15 protein-coding genes are annotated in these 18,107 nt (G+C 56.5%); 8 read left to right on the top strand and 7 right to left on the bottom strand.

All coding sequences use genetic code 11. The annotated features are described in order from the left end of the window. Positions 1-62: 62 nt before the first annotated feature. Positions 63-395 (bottom strand): hypothetical protein, encoded by a 333-nt coding sequence (locus tag K6123_RS19280; protein WP_221800764.1) that lies wholly within the window; start codon positions 393-395, stop codon positions 63-65. Positions 396-634: 239 nt separating this feature from the next. On the opposite strand from K6123_RS19280, the gene orn reads away from it, so the two are divergent. Together orn and K6123_RS19270 are read left to right on the top strand one after the other, a co-directional pair. After that, positions 635-1,180, top strand: a complete 546-nt coding sequence (gene orn / locus K6123_RS19275) for an oligoribonuclease (protein WP_221800763.1) — start codon at positions 635-637, stop codon at positions 1,178-1,180. A 66-nt stretch (positions 1,181-1,246) separates the two neighbouring features. Then, positions 1,247-1,939, top strand: coding sequence for a glycine-rich domain-containing protein (locus tag K6123_RS19270; RefSeq protein ID WP_221800762.1), 693 nt, complete (start codon positions 1,247-1,249; stop codon positions 1,937-1,939). 276 nt (positions 1,940-2,215) lie between these two features. Here K6123_RS19270 and ggpS read toward each other — a convergent pair whose 3' ends face one another. Together ggpS and K6123_RS19260 are read right to left on the bottom strand one after the other, a co-directional pair. Continuing rightward, a complete protein-coding gene (ggpS, locus tag K6123_RS19265) occupies positions 2,216-4,504 on the bottom strand; it encodes a glucosylglycerol-phosphate synthase (protein WP_221800761.1) in 2,289 nt (762 codons plus the stop codon). A gap of 160 nt (positions 4,505-4,664) precedes the next feature. Next, a complete protein-coding gene (locus tag K6123_RS19260; protein ID WP_221800760.1) occupies positions 4,665-6,140 on the bottom strand; it encodes an MFS transporter in 1,476 nt (491 codons plus the stop codon). A gap of 642 nt (positions 6,141-6,782) precedes the next feature. Here K6123_RS19260 and K6123_RS19255 point away from each other — a divergent pair. The 4 genes from K6123_RS19255 to K6123_RS19240 all read left to right on the top strand — a co-directional run bounded on the left by K6123_RS19255 (position 6,783) and on the right by K6123_RS19240 (position 9,833). Then, positions 6,783-7,571, top strand: a complete 789-nt coding sequence (locus K6123_RS19255) for an ABC transporter ATP-binding protein (protein WP_221800759.1) — start codon at positions 6,783-6,785, stop codon at positions 7,569-7,571. A gap of 52 nt (positions 7,572-7,623) precedes the next feature. Beyond that, positions 7,624-8,373, top strand: a complete 750-nt coding sequence (locus tag K6123_RS19250; protein ID WP_221800758.1) for an ABC transporter substrate-binding protein — start codon at positions 7,624-7,626, stop codon at positions 8,371-8,373. Between the two features lie 69 nt (positions 8,374-8,442). Continuing rightward, complete coding sequence (locus K6123_RS19245) at positions 8,443-9,135, top strand: ABC transporter permease (RefSeq protein ID WP_221800757.1); 693 nt, start codon at positions 8,443-8,445, stop codon at positions 9,133-9,135. Continuing rightward, on the top strand, positions 9,132-9,833 hold the full coding sequence (locus K6123_RS19240) for an ABC transporter permease (RefSeq protein WP_221800756.1): 702 nt from the start codon (positions 9,132-9,134) through the stop codon (positions 9,831-9,833). The genes K6123_RS19245 and K6123_RS19240 overlap by 4 nt, the downstream gene beginning before the upstream one ends. Before the next feature lie 246 nt (positions 9,834-10,079). Here the strand turns inward: K6123_RS19240 and astB are convergent, their stop codons facing one another. The 4 genes from astB to K6123_RS19220 all read right to left on the bottom strand — a co-directional run bounded on the left by astB (position 10,080) and on the right by K6123_RS19220 (position 15,660). Further along, a complete protein-coding gene (gene astB, locus K6123_RS19235) occupies positions 10,080-11,444 on the bottom strand; it encodes an N-succinylarginine dihydrolase (protein ID WP_221800754.1) in 1,365 nt (454 codons plus the stop codon). Between the two features lie 291 nt (positions 11,445-11,735). After that, entirely contained in the window at positions 11,736-13,262 is a 1,527-nt protein-coding gene (locus K6123_RS19230; RefSeq protein ID WP_221800752.1) for an aldehyde dehydrogenase family protein, read from the bottom strand. A gap of 11 nt (positions 13,263-13,273) precedes the next feature. Beyond that, positions 13,274-14,398 carry an arginine N-succinyltransferase gene (locus K6123_RS19225; RefSeq protein ID WP_221800751.1) on the bottom strand — a complete coding sequence of 375 codons (1,125 nt, stop codon included), beginning with the start codon at positions 14,396-14,398 and terminating at the stop codon, positions 13,274-13,276. After that, positions 14,392-15,660 carry a hydrolase gene (locus K6123_RS19220; protein WP_221800750.1) on the bottom strand — a complete coding sequence of 423 codons (1,269 nt, stop codon included), beginning with the start codon at positions 15,658-15,660 and terminating at the stop codon, positions 14,392-14,394. Before K6123_RS19220 ends, K6123_RS19225 begins: the two co-directional genes overlap by 7 nt. A 381-nt stretch (positions 15,661-16,041) precedes the next feature. Here K6123_RS19220 and K6123_RS19215 point away from each other — a divergent pair, with 381 nt between their 5' ends. Together K6123_RS19215 and K6123_RS19210 are read left to right on the top strand one after the other, a co-directional pair. Further along, complete coding sequence (locus K6123_RS19215; protein WP_221800749.1) at positions 16,042-17,460, top strand: aminotransferase family protein; 1,419 nt, start codon at positions 16,042-16,044, stop codon at positions 17,458-17,460. Between the two features lie 33 nt (positions 17,461-17,493). After that, positions 17,494-17,991 carry an Lrp/AsnC family transcriptional regulator gene (locus K6123_RS19210; protein WP_221800748.1) on the top strand — a complete coding sequence of 166 codons (498 nt, stop codon included), beginning with the start codon at positions 17,494-17,496 and terminating at the stop codon, positions 17,989-17,991. Positions 17,992-18,107: the final 116 nt, after the last annotated feature.

Raw genomic sequence — 18,107 nt, 5'->3', positions numbered from 1 at the left:
ATTCCGGGCGATTGAGTCGAGCGCCATTTTCCGGGTTGGCAGGGGCTTCCGCAAGCGTCGTGTCAGTTTGGCTGGTTGTTCAGCAGGCGCTGGCGCTGGATACCCAGGCCAATAAAGCAGCTGATGCACACCAGCATCCAGGGAATCCCGACTGCCAGCATCAGGTTGGTGAGGGTTTGGTTGGCCAGCAGGCTGTGAATGCGGGCTGGGTCGTAGTCGAGTTTGCCGAACAGTCCCATGGCAACCAGAAAAGCCCCGGGAGCATTGAGAATACTGCACAGAATCGAACGGCGCTGGTTCCGCCGGATGGCGTCAGACACGTAACTTTTGGGAGATGTTGGCGGCCTCGACGGGCGGCCAGATAACGGCATTTTGATGGCGACAGATGACTTCACTCGTAACTCTTGGGGGGCAACTCTGGATTGGGGCAGGATACCGATTGTCGGACCATTTTTTATGATCTGGTTCACAAATGATCCTGAATATGTGAACTGAGTTGCCAAATACTGAGACAGGTCAGGGGCTATTGGCTGGTCCTTGTTGATAAAACTCATTAGCGCGACTGGATTCCAGAGTGTCGCTTGAGCGCTGAAGCAGCTAGACTTCCGGGAAATCCAAAGCGCGGAAAAGCAACATGAGTCAGCAAGATAATCTGGTGTGGATGGACCTCGAAATGACCGGTCTGGAACCGGAACGGGATGTCATCATCGAGATTGCCACCATAGTCACCGACAGCAATCTGAATGTGATCGCCGAAGGCCCGGTAATGGCAATTCACCAGCCGGATATTCTGCTGGATGCGATGGACGAGTGGAACACCCGCACCCACGGCAATTCCGGCCTGACCCAGCGGGTCAAGGACAGCCCGATCAGCTGTCGCGACGCCGAGCTGCAAACCATCGAATTCCTCAAGCAACACGTCAAGTCGGGCGCTTCACCACTGTGTGGCAACAGCATTCATCAGGACCGTCGCTTCCTGGTGAAATACATGCCGGAGCTGGAAGCCTTTTTCCATTACCGCAACCTCGACGTCAGTACCCTCAAGGAACTGGCCAAACGCTGGAATCCGGCGGTGGTGTCTTCCTTCAAGAAGGCCGGCAGCCATCAGGCGCTCGACGACATTCGTGAGTCGATTGCCGAACTGGCGCACTACCGCCAGTATTTCCTCAATATCCAGTAAGCGCTGCTACAAGTAAGCGCTGCTACACCCAGCACTGCAATGGCAAACTGACACAGGGAGGTGACAATGAATTATGTGGTACTGGCAGCCGGTGTGGTGCCAGTGTGGTGGTTATGGCGGCGTTTACAGCGTCGCCAGCGGGCCCGTTTTATCGAGGACTTTCGCTTTCATCCGTCCATCAGTCGTAAGGTGCAGCAGCGTTATCCGCATCTGGATGATGATCAGCTGGCGCTGGTCATGGACGGGCTGCGGGACTATTTCTGGTGTTGCAGCACGGCGGGCAGAAAATCCCTGGCGATGCCGTCGCAAGTGGTTGATGTCGCCTGGCACGAATTTATTTTGTTCACCCGCGCCTATCAGACGTTCTGCAAGCAAGCCTTTGGTCGCTTCCTCCATCACACGCCGACGGAAGCCATGGCCAACCCCACCAAAGCCCAGCTGGGCATCCGCCGGGTCTGGCGACTGGCCTGCGCTCGACAGGGGCTCAGTGCGCGCCTTCCGCTCGAACTGCCACGACTGTTTGCGCTCGATACCCAGCTGAAGATTAGCGACGGCTACGTCTACAGCCTCAACTGCAAGGATAAAAACAGCCGCAATCCACTTGGAGACAGTTATTGCGCCAGCCATATCGGTTGTTCATCTGGTTGTTCCGGCGATTTTGGTGGTGACAGCGGTGGCGGGATTTTTGGCGACAGTGACCACTCCGGCCATGATGGTGGTGGTTCCAGCTGCAGTGGCTGTAGCGGGGGTGGGGATTGATTTCTGGTTGGAAATTGAAATGCTGCCTGGCGTATTCAGGTGCGCATCAAGATGAGCCGATTTGAACAAGAATAAGCCGAGCATCACGGCCATGGATGGCCGAATAGCCCGGACTAAGGCAGGGATGCCGCATCCGGGCGTGCTCGTTGCGTATTCGCAGTGAAAGTTGATCAGCGAATCGGTAGCGCAAGGCTGAGGGGATGGCTGCCGCCGGGGAGAGAAGTTCTCCCCAAGAGGCAAGCAGCGGCATGGCACAATCCAGCGTTGGCCGATGACTCAACTCTCCCCAACCAACTCAACCTGTTCAGCCGCTTGCTGCTGCAGTTCCAGGTTCGACAGGCGGGCCTGTTCGACGGCGTCGAGGAAGTCCTTGCCCCAGCGGTCGATGTCGTAATACTGCACGGCGTCGTAGGCATCCCGCAGCCTCGCCTTGGCTTCGGCCGGGTCCATGGTCAGGCCCCACCAGGCGGAGTCCGCCAGTTCGTGTGGCGAATGCGGGTTGGTCAGCAGTGCACCTTTCAGTTCCGCCGCAGCCCCGGCAAATTCTGACAACACCAGCACACCATTGCCATCAATCATGCCCTGGGTGGCAACGTATTCCTTCGCCACCAGGTTGAGGCCATCGCGCAGCGGGGTAATCCACATCACGTCGGCGACGGCATAGTAGGCGACCAGCTGGTCGAACGGCACCTTGCGGAAGAAGAATTGCAGCGGTGACCAGCCAACTTCGGCGAAGCGGCCGTTAATACGACCTACCGCCTGTTCGATCTCGGTTTGTAATTCGGCGTAAACGGTCATTTCCTTGGCGGCCGGCACACAAACCACGATCAGGGTGATCTGGCCGATCAGGTCGGCGTGCTCATCGAGCAATCGTTCAAAGGCCTGCAGTTTTTCCAGAATCCCTTTGGTGTAGTCGAGTCGTTCGACCGACAACAGCACCTTGGTGCCTGTCAGCTCGGCTTTCAGGTCACGTATGCGCTGCTGGATGTCTGCATCGTCCAGCGCATGGGTAATTCGGCCAAGATCAAGTCCGACCGGGTGAGCGCCGAGGTGAATACGGCGGCCATTCACTTCGATCACTGAGGTCATTTCTTCGAGGCCAACAGCACAACCGTAAGTAAGGAAGCGTGGTGCACAGTTCTGCCGTTCAATAACCTTGATGGGGGTAACGCCACGGGCAACATCAATAAAGTTTTCCGACTGGCGGGGAATATGGAAACCAACAAAATCACACTGCAGCAAGCTGCCAATGATTTCACGTCGCCATGGCACCACGTTAAAGACGTCGGCGGACGGGAAGTAGGTGTGGTGGAAGAAGGCGATGGTGAGGTCGGGCCGCATTTCACGCAAATAGGCCGGTACCATCCAGAGGTTGTAGTCGTGAATCCACACGGTTGCGCCCTCGGCGGCTTCAGCGGCCGTTCGCTCGGCAAATTGCTGGTTTACCTTGAGAAAAACCTGCCAGTCTTCCTCGAGGAAGGTCGCTCGTTCCCAGAAGGTGTGCAGGGTTGGCCAGAAGGCTTCCTTGGAGAATTTCTTGTAGAAAATATCAACGTCCTGTTTGGTCAGGTTGACCCGTGCAACCGCCAGATTGGGGTACTTGACCTTGTCGACCGGCGAACGGGTTTTATAACCTGTGGTGTTTGGATTGACGTTGGACCAGGCCACCCAGGAGCCGGTTTTGCCATCACCGAAAAAGCTCAGCAGGGTGGGAATAATGCCATTGGGTGACGACGGCTGGCGTTCCACCACCACGCCATTTTCAACGCTTTCTTCAAACGGCAGACGGTGATAAACCACCACCAGATCTGATTTGCCGGGTGGCAAGCCATCCCCAACTTCCTGTGCCAGCCCGGCTTCACCAAGAAAACCGTACTGATTGAACGCCTCGATAATGCCACCAGCGCCATAACGCTCGGCGTGATACACCAGTGACTGGCGTTCGGTCATTTGCAGCAGGCGGTTTTCTGAACCGCCGACACACACGGCTGGATAGCCGAGTGACAACATGGCCAGATCGTTAAGGCTGTCACCGGCGATCAGCACTTCATTGTCGGCCAGTCCGAGGTGGTCGATCAGACTCTGCAAGGTGGTGCCCTTGTTAACGCCGCGCGGCAAGATGTCGAGATACTGGTGAGCGGAGTACAGCAGCTCACAGCCAAGCTGGCTGATGACCTGACGTACTTGGTCTGTTACATCTTCCGGTTTGCAATCGTACGAACACCGGCGCTCCTGTGGCACATCCTGACGAACGAGGTTGGGAAAGGCATCCAGGGCTGAAGCAACCGCCACTTCACCGGGCCAGTTCTGTTCGATTTCGGCCTGGATTTCACCAATCGGCTGCAAGTTGTGACCATCAACGATGGTGGCGCCGACATCGCAGATAATGTAGTCGGGAGTGGGCAGTGATGGATCGGACAGCAGCGGCATCACCATTTCCAGTCCGCGACCGGTGACGTAGGCCAGCTGGATATGAGGGTGGTTGCTGATCAGCTGGTAGAGCTGGTAGCGGTCTTCCTGCGAACCCGACAACAAGGTTCCATCAAGGTCGGTGGCGAGTAACATGTTGGTATCTCCTTCCGGAACTGGTTCCGGCAGTGCGCCGGGCGGTCCCGATTGACGGTTGTGACTGTTCGTCGTTGAACAGCCTGAAGATGGGCCCGCGCTTGCTGCTGTGGCGGGCCTTGCAAGGTGCGCTGACGGTTATGACGGCCAGCGCGAATTTTCAGCCAACGCAGTGGCGAATCTGGGGAGTGTCATCCTCTTCATAGCCCGACAGTGGCTCACTGTCATCATGATTGGCGGCATTCATGCCAGCCAACCCGCCTTCTGCAGTCATGCCTGCCAGCACGCCGTCGGGGTGGGCAGTGTCCACAATAATGCTGGTTTCTATATTCGCTGCAGGGCTGCTGTCAGAGCCGGTTGCAGGGCTGGCGTTGGGATCGACACTATTGTCGACATCGTCTGCTGATATGGCTTCATCCGGCAGCATTTCAAGTGCCGCCGGGGTGGTACGCAGCATGGGTACAAATGGCGCGCTGGTTTCCGGTTCGGCTTCGGCAATGGTGGCAGGTCGTGTCAGCTTGAAGGCGATATAACCGGCAATCAAGGCGTGGGCACAGGCGAAATACAGCAGCAGGGTTGCAGGCGAGCTCCATTCCATCAGACTGCCTGCCAGTGCCGGGCCAATGGCGGCCCCCATTCCGTGTAACAGCAGCAGCGCGCTGCCAGCGGGCAGAATGTCGTGGCTGTCGATACGGTCAACCAGATGGGCGACGGACACCGGATAAATCGCAAAGGCGGCTCCACCCCACAAGGCCATGCTGGTCAGCACCAGCCAGTAAGGTGTCGGTAACAGCCAGGAGGCCAGCGCAATGGCGCAACCGACCGCTGCCGTGATGGCCAGTACCAGCCGACGATCATGCTTGTCGGAATAGCGGCCAAGTGGATATTGAAACAGTGCACCGCCAACAATCGAAGCCGACATCAGGGTCGCCACCTGACCACTGTCGAGGCCGATGCGCTGGCCGTAGACAGGCATCAATCCCCAGAAAGCGCCCATGGCGAGGCCAGACAAAACCCCGCCAGCCACCGCCACCGGTGCGGTTTTCAGCAGCCGTCGTAACGAATAGCGCTTCACTTCCGCGACGGAAGGTTGTGGTAAACGGGTCCAGGTGATGGGTACCAGACTGATGCATACCAGCATGGCTGAGAGTGCGAAAAGAGTGAAGTTCATCGGGCTGTCGAGTTTTAACAGCTGCTGGGTCAGCGCCAGCGAACCGAGATTGACGGCCATGTAAATGGCAAACACCTGACCACGGCGTTCTGCCGGTGTTTCGTTGTTGAGCCAGCTTTCGATGATGGTGTAGAGAATCACCAGCACCGCGCCAGTGACCACTCGCAACAGCATCCAGGTGTAGGGATTGACCAGCAGTACATGAGCCAGCACCACGACGGCCGAAACGGCGGCACAAAGGGCAAAGGCGCGAATGTGACCAATCCGTCGCAGCATCGGCAGACCGGCGTAGAAGCCCACAAAGAAACCGACGAAATAGCCCGACATGATGTAGCCGATGAGGCTGTCGCTGTAACCTTCCATGCCGCCGCGCAACGCCAGCAGGGTGTTCAGCAGACCATTGCCAAACAGCAGTAGTGAAACACCAAACAACAATGATGCAATGGGGAGCAGGGATCTGATCACGCAGTGGCCTCCTGACGCAGTATTGGCCGGATGCTTGCCGTGGGTTGCTGAGCGAGCCTGCACGGACAGGCCTGTGGTGGCGGCTTCCGGCTGAAAATAGGGTTGTCCTCGGTTAGCTGGTGGGACGGTGCACCCGTGTGACTGTTCCTTCACCAAAACAAAAAGCCGGACCAGAGGCAAACATTGGCAACTTTGCCGGGTTTGGCTAACCATTGGCGCGTAATGATGGTACGGCAGCTGCTGCTGTGAGAGATTAAATTCGGTGAAGTTTTGTGCAGCAGTGCCCACTACGGACCCGTAAAAACAAGGCCTGGTTCCAATTCGTCGAAGCTCAGGCAAGATTTGGCTGAAGATTGTCAGGCTGGCACTGAAAAATTCTGCGGCAGAATTTTCCAATAACCGGATTTAATTCTGATTGGCTCGCATAGACTGCCGAAGTTGTGATCAGGGATGTGAGGATTTCTGATAAATGGCTGAAAACTGAACGGTTACAGGCGTTTAACCGCAATGGATACACGAAAATATCAAACGAGTGTTTGCTTTCGCATTGTCATCCGCCTGCAATAAAACCAAAATACCGCCGCCACAGCCGATACCGCTGTGGCTGGTCAGAAAACAAGCAGACTTCAAAGATGGTACCCAATGAGTAACCCCCCACTGGCACTGGAACTGATCGACCTCCACAAATCCTACGGCGAACTGGAAGTACTCAAGGGCGTCACCCTGAAAGCCCACAAGGGCGATGTGATATCCATCCTCGGCTCCAGCGGCTCCGGCAAAAGTACCATGCTGCGTTGCATCAACCTGCTGGAAAAGCCCAGTCGCGGTGAGATAGTGATTGGTGGCGAGCAGCTCAAGCTGAAGGCCACCAAAAAAGGCGAACTGGAAGCGGAAAGCCCGCGCCAGCTGGAACAATTACGTTCACGGCTGGGTTTTGTGTTTCAACAGTTTAATCTGTGGCCGCACATGACCATCCTCGAAAACATCATTGAAGCACCGGTCCAGGTGCTGAAAATCCCTAAAAAAGACGCCATCGAGCGGGCTCACAAGCTGCTCGCCAAAGTCGGTTTGTCCGGTAAGGAAAATGCTTACCCGGCACACCTGTCTGGTGGTCAGCAACAGCGCGTGGCGATTGCCCGTACGCTGGCAATGGAACCCGACGTCTTGCTGTTCGATGAACCCACCTCGGCGCTCGACCCCGAGCTGGTCAACGAAGTACTGGCGGTGATGAAAGAATTGGCTGAAGAAGGCCGCACCATGCTGATTGTGACGCACGAAATGCGTTTTGCCCGTGACGTTTCCAGCCAGGTGGTGTTCCTGCATCAGGGCCAGATTGAGGAAATGGGGCCGCCGGAACAAGTGTTCGACAACCCCAAATCCGAACGAGTCAAAGAGTTTATGGCCAGTCACAAATCCCAGACGGCCCAATAACAACCATCGGGTTAGCCCTGTAATCAAAGAAGAGAAGCGAGGAACTGACATCATGAAAAAACTGATCGCAACCGCAGTCATGCTGGCAGCCTGTGTGACAGCTCCACTGTCCATGGCGGGCGAAAAAATCCGTATTGCTACCGAAGGTGCCTACGCGCCATTCAACATGATGGACAACCAGGGTCAGCTGGTGGGCTTCGACGTCGACATCGCCAAGGCGCTGTGTGCGGAAATGAAAGCCGACTGTGAAATTGTTGCCCAGGACTGGGACGGTATTATTCCTGGCCTGCGCGCGCGCAAGTACGACGCCATTATCGCTTCCATGTCGATCACTGAAGAGCGTCTGCGGGTCGTGGACTTCTCTGAAAAATACTACGCCAACGTACTGGCGTTCGTGGGCCCGAAAGGCAAGGCTCTGGATACCACCAAGGATGCCCTGAAAGGCAAAACCATTGGTGCCCAGCGTGCAACGATTGCCGGACAGTATCTGGAAGACAACTTCGGTAACGTGGTCAACGTCAAACTGTACGACACTCAGGACAACGCCTACCTGGATCTGGCCAGCGGCCGTCTCGATGGCATCATGTCTGACAAATTCCCGGCCTACGACTGGCTGCGCACTCCAGAAGGCAAGGGTTTTGAATTCAAGGGTGCTGACCTCGACATCGACGACCACATTGGCATTGCTGTACGCAAGGGCGACAAGCTGGCCGGCAAGTTCAGCACTGCGATCAAGGCCATTCGGGCTAATGGCAAGTACGCTGAAATCAACGCCAAATACTTCCCGTTCGATATCTACTGATCGAACACTCCGGGGTGAATCAACAGATTCACCCCGGTTCGTTTGAACACCCTGCAAGGTAAGACTCTCATGGATTTACATGGCTACGGCGAACTGTTGCTGAGCGGCCTGTGGATGACCATCAAACTGGCCCTTACCAGCCTGTTTTTTGGCCTCATCATCGGACTCAGTGGTGCAGCTGCAAAACTGTCTTCATCCCGTACTGCGCGGGCGATTGCCACCACCTACACCACAGTCGTGCGCGGTATTCCCGAACTGCTGCTGGTGCTGACTCTATATTTTGGCGGCTCGCAGCTGCTGATGTTCTTCGCCAGCATGTTTGGCTACGAGGAGTACATCGACGTGGGCCAGTTCGCCGCCGCCGTCGCGGCACTGTCGATTGCCTTTGGTGCCTATTCCACCGAAGTCTTCCGCATGGCCATGCAGGACGTGCCGAAAGGCCAGTGGGAATCGGCTCAGGCGATGGGCATGACGCCGTTGCAAACCTTCTTCCGTATTATCCTGCCGCAAGTCTGGCGGCTGGCGATTCCCGGGCTGGGTAACCTGTTTCAGGTGCTGCTGAAAGACACTGCGCTGGTCTCGGTTGTGGGTCTTGATGAACTGATGCGGCAGGCATCGGTGGGCGCTGCCACCACCAAGTCACCGTTTGATTTTTACCTCGCCGCAGCACTGTTGTACTTGTTGCTGACCGTTGGCACCACGCTGGTGACCGGGCTGCTGGAACGCATGAGCAAACCTGAATTACGCGGAGGCCGGACATGAGCTGGGAGTGGGGCGTTATCTGGCAATATCTGCCAAAACTGCTGGACGGAGCCTGGCTGACCATCGAACTGGTGGCGATTTCCGGTTTGCTGGGGCTGGTGATTGCGGTGCCGCTGGCGTTGATGCGGGCATCCGAAAAAAAGGCCATCAGTGCCTTTCCATACATCTACATCTTCTTTTTTCGTGGCACGCCACTGCTGGTGCAGATCTTCCTGATCTATTACGGCGCCTCGCAGTTTGACGCGGTGAAGAACTCCTTCCTCTGGCCGGTGCTGCGCGAACCTTACTGGTGCGCCATCATTGCCTTCTCGCTCAACACCGCCGCTTATGGTGCTGAGCTGATTCGGGCAGCGATTCAGGCGATTCCAAAAGGGGAAATTGAAGCCTGTATGGCGCTGGGTATGAGCAAGTTCACCACCATTCGACGGATTATCTTGCGGCGTGCGGCGGGCATCGTGTTGCCCGGCTACAGCAACGAAGTGCTGCTGATGCTGAAAAGCTCGGCGCTGGCCTCGACCATCACCTTGCTGGACCTGACCGGTATGGCGCGGACCATTATTGCCCGTACCTATACACCGTTAGAAATGTTCTTCGCCGCTGGTATGGTCTACCTTGCCATGGCAGCGGTACTGATCCTGTGCTTCCGTCTGATGGAGCGCAAGCTGAACCGTTATCAATATGCCAAGCGCCCTGTCTGACAGGGCGTTGATTTTCTATCTGCGTTGCCACGGCGGCGTTAAAAACAGGCTCAAATCAGTCATTTATCACTCATAAACTCCCTCTTTGCTCCTGTTTTTGCCTTGCCCTGGCGGCCTCGAAAACAAAAATCAACAGCCTGTCAGGGCGCTTGCCGCTGGTTTTTATCTTTCAAATTCCGCCGCTTCGATTTAAGACCCCTTCGGGAGTGCAGGCGGGATACCTGCACTCTGAACGGGATTCAAACCTCAGCCCATAAACGGATACAAGCCGTTCACTTGCTGAGGCCCAAGCAGCCGCACCAGATCTTCCAGCGCCGTCATTACTTCCCGATAAAACAGCGGGTCGGCCAGATCGGCTGGACTCAGCTGGTCGCGGTAATGGCATTTCACCCAATCCTGTAACTGATTAATCTTCGTTTCGTCGAGCAGAAAGGCCGGATTGACTGCCGCCAGTTGTTCATCGGTCAGCACTACCCGTAGCCGCAAACAGGCCGGGCCGCCGCCGTTGCTCATGCTTTGACGCACATCGACAAAGCTGACGTCACGGATGGGCTGGTTGTGATCCTGGGTAATCTGTTCCAGCCAACGCCGCACCGCGGTGTTTTCCTCGCATTCTGATGGTGCGATCAAACGCATACGATTCATGTCACCGTCCGGGCTGGCCAGCAGCTGGCTGTTGAACAGGTAGGACTTGATGGCGTCATCCAGCGAAACATCAGCATCAGCCACACAGAGAGTTTGCAGTGGTAATTGCTCTCGCAGGGCCTTGAACGCCTGTTCGGCAGCCGCTGTTTCATAAGCGTGCTGGTGATACATCAGCAATGGGCCATTACCGACAGCGACCACATCATTGTGGAAGGCACCAGCGTTGATGGCGCGACTGGCCTGCTGCAGGTAAACCGCTGCGCGCGTACCGTGCTGGCGGGCCACTGCTGCACTGGCGGCGAGTGTCTGACGAGCCGGAAATGTCAGGTTGGCCGGGTCGGTCTGTTCATTACGACCGTAGACAAACAGGCCAACGCCGGCTTCGCCGTAGGCATGACACAGGCGGGTATGGTTGGCAGCACCTTCGTCACCAAAACGCTGAATCGACGGAACCGCACTGTGAACGCTGAAGTGATCGCCGGGGTGGTGAGAGGCGCTGAAAACCGTCCGCAATATGCGCTCGGTGTGAGGATGTTCGATGGCCCGGTGGGCCGTGGTCAGCAGGTTGGCCGGAGTGAAATGTACCTTGCCGTCATGGCTGTCGCTGGATGGCGTTACTGTGGCGGCGTTGGCTGCCCACATGCTGGAGGCCGAATAGACCATCGACAGCAGTTCCGGTGCCTGGGCTGCGGTGCTGTTGATGATATGCTCATCCGGGCCACGGAAACCCAGCTGTTGCAGCACCGTCAGGTCTGGCCGTTGCTGCGGTGGCAAAAAGCCCTGGGTGTAGCCAAGTCGCAGCAAGGTGCGCATTTTTTCCAGCCCCTGTAGCGCTGCTTCGCGCGGGTTGGAGCTGCGCATGGCGTTGCGGCTGGATGCCAGGTTGCCGCTGGCGAGGCCACCGTAGTGGTGGGTTGGGCCGATCAGGCCGTCGAAGTTGACTTCGCGGGCAGTGGTGTTGGTCATGTTTTTATCCGTATCTCAGGGCTCGACGTCAACCGCAGGGCAGATGCCTCTGGGGGAGAACTTCTCTCCCCGGCGGCAGCCACCCCTCTGCTTTGCGCTTCCGGTTCGCTATTCGGCTTACTCGTCCAACGCATTACGAGCCCGTCCACATTCGGCATCCCTGCCTCAAGTGGACTATCCGGCCATCCATGGCCGGATACTCTATGCGTTCTTGATTAAACCGGCTCACCTTGATGCGCCTTGCCTGGTGACGCGAAAGTGTATTTTTAACTGTCTGGGTTCTGTAATTCGTTATTGCTTCTGCAACCCCGGCAATGCTGTGGGTTGGTAGTCGGCATTACTGTCTATCGCACTGATGGCTTGCGGCCAGGCGCAGTAGTCGGCGGCATACCAGGCGCTGGGGCGGTGGTTGCCGCTGGCGCCGATGCCGCCAAATGGCAAGCGGCTGGAGGCTCCGGCGGTGGGCTGGTTGATGCTGATAACCCCGGCTCGAATCTCTGCCTTGAAGACTTGCTGATGTTCTGCATGGTTGCTGACCAGCCCGGCGGCGAGGCCAAAGCGGGTGTCGTTGGCCAGGGCGATGGCGGCGGCAAAGTCGGCAACCCGATAGACCTGCAGCAGTGGGCCGAACCATTCCTGATCGAGCAATTCGGTGGCTGCTGGTTGCTGGCGCAGGCTGCTGACGTCGAGGATGCCGGGTGTTAGCCAGTAACCTTGTGTGTGGCTATTGTGGTTATAGGACTGCTTGCTGGAGTCGTCGCTGGCTGGATTTTCTCCGGCTGGATCGACGCTGGCGGGATGTTGCATTGCCAGCAGGGTGTTGGCGCCGAATGCGCTCAGCTGCTGTTGGGCATTGAGCAGCTCGTCGCGGGCGCGAGCACTGATCACCGGGCCATAAAAGGATTCGTCGTGCTGACCGCCAATCCTGATTTGCTGACAACGTTCCACCAGTTTGTCTAGCAGCTGGTCAGTTTGCGGGTTGTCGATCAGGATCAGCCGGCGCGCACAGGTGCAACGCTGACCAGCGCTGATAAAGGCGCTGCGGATAATCAGTTCGACGGCGGCGTCGAGGTTAATGTCGTTGTCGATGATCAGGGGATTATTGCCACCCATTTCCAGCGCCAGCAAGACTTCCGGCCGCCCGCCGAACTGCTGGTGTAACAGTCGTCCCGTGGTGGATGATCCGGTAAACAGCAGGCCGTCGATGGCGGTTTGGCACAAGGCTTTGCCAACGGCAACGTCGCCTTGCAGCAGATTCAGTACGCCAGCTGGCAAGCCTGCCTGTTGCCAGAGTTTGACGGTGAATTCGGCAACCCAGGGGGTTAATTCGCTGGGTTTGAATACTACGGTGTTGCCTGCCAACAGCGCTGGAACAATATGGCCATTGGGCAAGTGGCCGGGAAAGTTGTAGGGGCCGAACACGGCCATAACGCCGTGAGCCCGGTGAGCCAGTTGGGGTTGCTGCTGGGTGCGTTCGCCGGCGGCCTCGATGGAAATACCGACCTTGTTGATCATCGCCTGCACTTCGGTTTTGGCCTCCCAGCCGGGCTTGCCGGTTTCCAGGCTGATGATGTTGGCCAGTTCGTCCTGATGGCTGTGTAGCTGTTCGGCGAAGGCCTGCAAAACCTGCTGGCGTTGTTCAAACGTCAGTGCTTGCCAACCGGTAAAGGCCTGTTTGGCAGCTTGTACGGCTTGCTGAACCTGTTCGTCAGAGGCCTGTTGCTGTTGCCAGACAACCTCGGCGGTGGCCGGGTTCAGTGAGGTCAGCAGTGGGCCGTTACCGGTCTGCCACTGGTTGTTGATCATTATTGCGCTCATGGTCTGCTCCTTCAGCCTCGGCCCCTGTTATTGGATGAGTTATTGGTTAATGGATTGGATAAGTTATGAGCCGGGCGGCTGTTCAGCTTGTGGGGTATCCAGGCAATTGGATCACCGGCGTGCAGCTGTAAGGCCGTCAGTGCTTCGTCACTCAGTGCTAGACCTTCGCTGCTGGCTGGGGCTAAACGACTGTTAGTCGCCATGGCTTCGGTAGCCTGGGTGCAAATCACCCGGAAGTTGGCCCAATCCGGGTTGGCGGCGATCACTTGTTCTGCGGGAGTTGGATCGTTTAACAGCTCATTCATGGCCAGGGCATGGTGTTGGCGAATCGCCCGCACGCTGGCAATGTCATTGAGGTCGGCCCGCATCAGCGGACCGGCATCGAAAATATCGACCACTTTTTCAAACCGGAAACCTTCTTCCTCCAGCAACTCCTTGGCGCGCCGACCGGCATCGGCGGGACGGCCAATCACCGCCTGGGCTGCGGCTGGCAACAGGTTGGTGTAGATCGGGTATTTCGGCATCAGCTCGGTGATGAACTGGTTGGAGCCAACGCCGCAGAGGGTGTCGGCATCGTCGAATTCCATTTCAAAAAACTGGCGGCCAATGGCGTCCCAGAACGGGCTGTTGCCTTCGGCGTCGGTCCAGCCGCGCATTTCGGCAATCACGGATTCGGCAAAACGGTCGGGGTACAAGCCCATCAACAGATAACGTGAACGGGCCAGCCAATGGCCGTTGCCACGATAGGCTGGGTCGAGGAACAGTGAACCGACTTCCGAGCAGTCGGTGTAATCATTGGTGAGGTGCAGCATTTGGCTGCGTACCTGCTTTTGCAGTGAATGGGAAAAGTGGGTCATGGTCATCAAACGGTAGGCATAAAACGCCTGCCGGGCGCCGGTCATGGCGTAGACTCCGGCACTGCCGACGACGCGCTGTTGTTCGGTGTCTTCCATCGCCAAAAAAAAGAAATCATCGTGATGGCGTTGCTGGCGGGCAAAGCTGTCGCAGGAACGCTGGATACGGGCCAGCAGGGCTTCAGGGTCTTCCGGCAGTGAGGTCATGCCCTGACCTGCGGCTTTGGCGAGGGCCATCAGATCATCCAGATCGGCCGGTTGCATGGGACGGATGATTAACATGGCAGTTGGCCCTCTTGCTGGAGTTTGAGTAGTTTCTGAATCAGTACAATCGACAGCGCGGCGCGTTCGACAAAGCTGTCGCTGCAGGCGTATTCCTGGTCGGTGTGGATATTGGCGCCACGTACGCCCAGGGTATCGATATTGATCAGGCCAGCGGCGGCGAGATTATTTCCCTCACAACAACCACCGGTGGCACGCCAGCGGATATCCAGGCCAAGTTCAGCACCGCCCTCGCGAAGGATTTCAAACAGCCGCTGCTGGGCTGCTGTCATGGGCTTGGGTGGGCGGTTGAAATGGCCGTGCAACGCCAGTTCGACGCCAGTGTCCTGGCTAACGGCGTCAATCACCCGATGAATATCTTCCAGCACCTGCTGCTGTTGCTGTGGTTCGGCAACGCGGACGTTAAAACGGCAGATACAGCTGTCTGGCACGATATTGACCGCGCCACCGCCAAGAATCTGGCCGATGTTGAGGCTCAGGCCGCTGTCTTCGTCGCTCAGGTTGGCCAGCTGGCTGGCGACTTTGGCAATGGCCGCCACCGCGTTGCGGCCTTCAAAAAATGCCCGGCCGGCGTGGCTGCTGCGGCCTTTGGCGGTAATGGCAAAGTTACCGCTACCTTTGCGGGCTCCGGCGAGGGTGCCATCTTCCAGCGCCGGTTCGTAGGTCATGCCAATTGCAGAAGCGTTAGCTAACGCCTGTTTGGCCAGTTGCATCAGGATCGGGCCAGAGCAGGGAGAACCAATTTCCTCATCCGGGGAAATTGCCACAGTAAAACCTACCTGTTCACGAATCCCGGACTGATTGAGCCAACGAATCACTTCGGCGATCAGTACCAGACCGCCTTTCATATCGGCGGTGCCCGGGCCATGAAGGCGGTTACCGTCGATATGGCAGTGCTGGAAATCGCAGCTGAGCGGAAACACGGTATCGCAGTGGCCAGTGAATAGCAGTTGTAACGGCGCTGCTGGACGACTCTGGAAAATCTGCATCGGCGCCAGTGGCAGGGCTTCAACATCGCCGCTGTCGGTTACCCGTTCCAGTGGCCCTAACGGTTGTAACCTGTGGCTGTCGGCCAGCGGGGCGAAAAGCTGCTGTAACTGCTGCTGGACTTGCTCAATACCATCAAGGTTGTAGCTACCGGAATTGATCTCACACAGGCTCCGGGTGGCCTGCAGCATGGTGTCGGCACGGCTGGCCAGATAGTCCAGCAACTGCTGGTGGGCCACTGTATTTTGGAGAGAGTTGGTGTTGGGCTGGGTCATAACCTTGGCCGCTTCGTTATTGGGGCATTTATTGAAATAAGGGTGAAACAGATGAATCTGTTACGGCGAAGTGTTGTTCAGCAGCCAACGAATGTGATGCGTAGTTTTGATTATTGCTTCGAATAAAATTCGGTTTGGTAAGGACGCTGGATGATTTTTTAATTCTCCAGATTTAATGGGGTTTCTGGCCAGGATTAACGTTGCTATTGCGCGAATATTCTATCTCTTGGTGACTTAAATACCGGATAAAATCCGGTATCGGATTCATACACTGAAAAGCACAATCACAGCGTTCTGGACGCTTTTTATATTAGGTAAATGGCCCTGATTCAGTCACTGGCTCGCCAGTCCCGGGAATCGTGGCCAGACAGGAGTTTTGTTATGACTGAATCCAGCGTTTTTTCTACAGCAGAAGCTGCAATCCCAGATCTGGATATCGAGGGATTAGTAGAGCAGGATGCAAATGTGCTGTTGCATCCGGCATCCTCGATTACTGCACTGGAAGCCAATGGCCCGTCGATGATTACTGCCGCCAGCGGCTGCAATATCCTTGATAGTGATGGCCAGATGTTACTGGATGCGGTCGGTGGTCTCTGGTGTGTCAACGCCGGTTATGGTCGCCAGGAAATTACCGAAGCCATGAAAGCGGCCGCTGACCAGCTGGCCTATTACCATACCTTCAGCAATGCCTCTAACCCCTGGCAGGTGGCGCTGGCGGAAAAGCTGCTGACACTGGTACCAGCCAGTCTGACGGATGGCCGGGTTTTCTTCGGCTCCAGCGGCAGTGATGCCAACGACACCCTGATCAAGATTGCCTGGCATTATCATGGGCTGCGCGGCAAACCGTCGAAAACCAAAGTGATTGCTCGCCAGCAGGCCTATCACGGTACTTCCATCAGCACCGCCAGCCTGACAGGACTGGGCGGTTTTCACAAAGGCTACCCGCTGCCACAGGATTTTGTTTTGCGGGTAGAGTGCCCGCACTATTACACTCGCGGCCAGGCGGGAGAAACCCAACAGCAATTCTGTGATCGCCTGATTACAGAGGTTCAATGCCTGATCGAGCGCGAAGGTGCGGATAACATCGCGGCATTTTTTGCTGAGCCAATTCACGCCGCTGGCGGTATTATTGAGCCGCCAGCCGGATATTATCCGGCTCTTAAAGTCTTGTTACAGCAGCACGATATTTTGCTGGTGGCTGACGAGGTGGTGTGCGGTTATGGCCGTTTGGGCAGCTGGTTTGGTTCACCGCAACTGGGGCTTGAGCCCGACCTGATGAGTTCCGCCAAGGGTCTGACCAGTGGTTATTTCCCGATGTCGGCGGCGTTTGTCAGCCAGGCGGTGTGGCAGGTGCTGAAGCAGGGCTCTGATGTGTACGGGGCGTTCTCTCACGGTTACACCTATTCCGGTCATCCGGTGGGTGCGGCGGTGGCGCTGGCCAACCTGCAACTGATGGAGCGGGAAGGACTGGTCGAACAGGCGGCAGACAATGGCGCTTATTTACATCAGCAGCTGTCTGAACGGCTGCTACCGATGAGTCAGGTGGGTGAAATTCGTGGCCGTGGTTTGCTGGCCGGGGTACAGCTGGTCGTCGACAAGGCCAATAAGACCTTGCCAGACCCGGCCGCCAAATGGCCATTAAAAGTCAGTCAGGCGGTACGTCAACAAGGTGTGATTGTGCGGCCGCTGCCAAGTGTTGGCACACTGGCGATTTCGCCACCATTAATTATTTCCAGAGCGGAAATCGACCGCCTGGTAGACAGCCTGGCAACGGCTATCAAAACCCTGCCTGGCTGTTAATCAGATTATTTTTACAGGCATACGAGGTGTCGGGTGAAACGGGCAAGTGAACTGGATCGGCTGGATTTGCGCATGCTACAGGCACTGCAGCACGATGGTCGAATCACCAATAAAGAGCTGGCGGAGAAGGTCAACCTGTCGCCCAGCGCCTGTCACCAGCGTTTGCAAAAACTGATACAGGACGGCTGGGTTGATGGCTTTATTGGCCGCATCAACATCGACCGCCTGTGTCGGCCAGTGCAATGTATTGCCACCATTTCCCTTGGCAGCCACGCACCGGATACCTTCCGTTTTCTGGAGCAGCGGATTGAAGCTATTCCGGAAGTGATGGAAGCCTGGACGGTGAGTGGTGGCTGCGACTTTATTGTGCGGTTTATTTGCTCACATATGACGCGTTATATGGAGCTGAGTAACTCGCTGATCCAGATGTGTCCGGAAATCAGCAACATCAATACCCACGTGATTCTGAAAGAGAGCAAGAAATTCCGCGGTTATCCGGTGGATGAGCTGATGAATCCGAAAGGCTTGTGAGAAAAATTACCCAGCTATTTCGTCGTCCTGAGCTCGCGGCTTTGAAATATTCTCTGCTGTATGGGTCCTGAATCTGCAGCGCGTTCAGGATGACGGTGCTTTTGGTCTGAAGCCTT

Origin of the sequence: Oceanobacter mangrovi (genome assembly GCF_019740315.1) — a bacterium.
Lineage (GTDB): Bacteria > Pseudomonadota > Gammaproteobacteria > Pseudomonadales > Oceanobacteraceae > Oceanobacter > Oceanobacter mangrovi.
The sequence above is the reverse complement of the archived record's forward strand: the minus strand, read 5'-3'. Positions and strand labels throughout refer to the sequence as shown.

Bases quoted from the DNA above. Each gene is read 5' to 3' on its own strand.
- orn (WP_221800763.1), top strand. From the start codon at position 635: ATGAGTCAGCAAGATAATCTGGTGTGGATGGACCTCGAAATGACCGGT.
- K6123_RS19270 (WP_221800762.1), top strand. From the start codon at position 1,247: ATGAATTATGTGGTACTGGCAGCCGGTGTGGTGCCAGTGTGGTGGTTA.
- ggpS (WP_221800761.1), bottom strand. From the start codon at position 4,504: ATGTTACTCGCCACCGACCTTGATGGAACCTTGTTGTCGGGTTCGCAG.
- K6123_RS19255 (WP_221800759.1), top strand. From the start codon at position 6,783: ATGAGTAACCCCCCACTGGCACTGGAACTGATCGACCTCCACAAATCC.
- K6123_RS19250 (WP_221800758.1), top strand. From the start codon at position 7,624: ATGAAAAAACTGATCGCAACCGCAGTCATGCTGGCAGCCTGTGTGACA.
- K6123_RS19245 (WP_221800757.1), top strand. From the start codon at position 8,443: ATGGATTTACATGGCTACGGCGAACTGTTGCTGAGCGGCCTGTGGATG.
- K6123_RS19240 (WP_221800756.1), top strand. From the start codon at position 9,132: ATGAGCTGGGAGTGGGGCGTTATCTGGCAATATCTGCCAAAACTGCTG.
- astB (WP_221800754.1), bottom strand. From the start codon at position 11,444: ATGACCAACACCACTGCCCGCGAAGTCAACTTCGACGGCCTGATCGGC.
- K6123_RS19230 (WP_221800752.1), bottom strand. From the start codon at position 13,262: ATGAGCGCAATAATGATCAACAACCAGTGGCAGACCGGTAACGGCCCA.
- K6123_RS19225 (WP_221800751.1), bottom strand. From the start codon at position 14,398: ATGTTAATCATCCGTCCCATGCAACCGGCCGATCTGGATGATCTGATG.
- K6123_RS19220 (WP_221800750.1), bottom strand. From the start codon at position 15,660: ATGACCCAGCCCAACACCAACTCTCTCCAAAATACAGTGGCCCACCAG.
- K6123_RS19215 (WP_221800749.1), top strand. From the start codon at position 16,042: ATGACTGAATCCAGCGTTTTTTCTACAGCAGAAGCTGCAATCCCAGAT.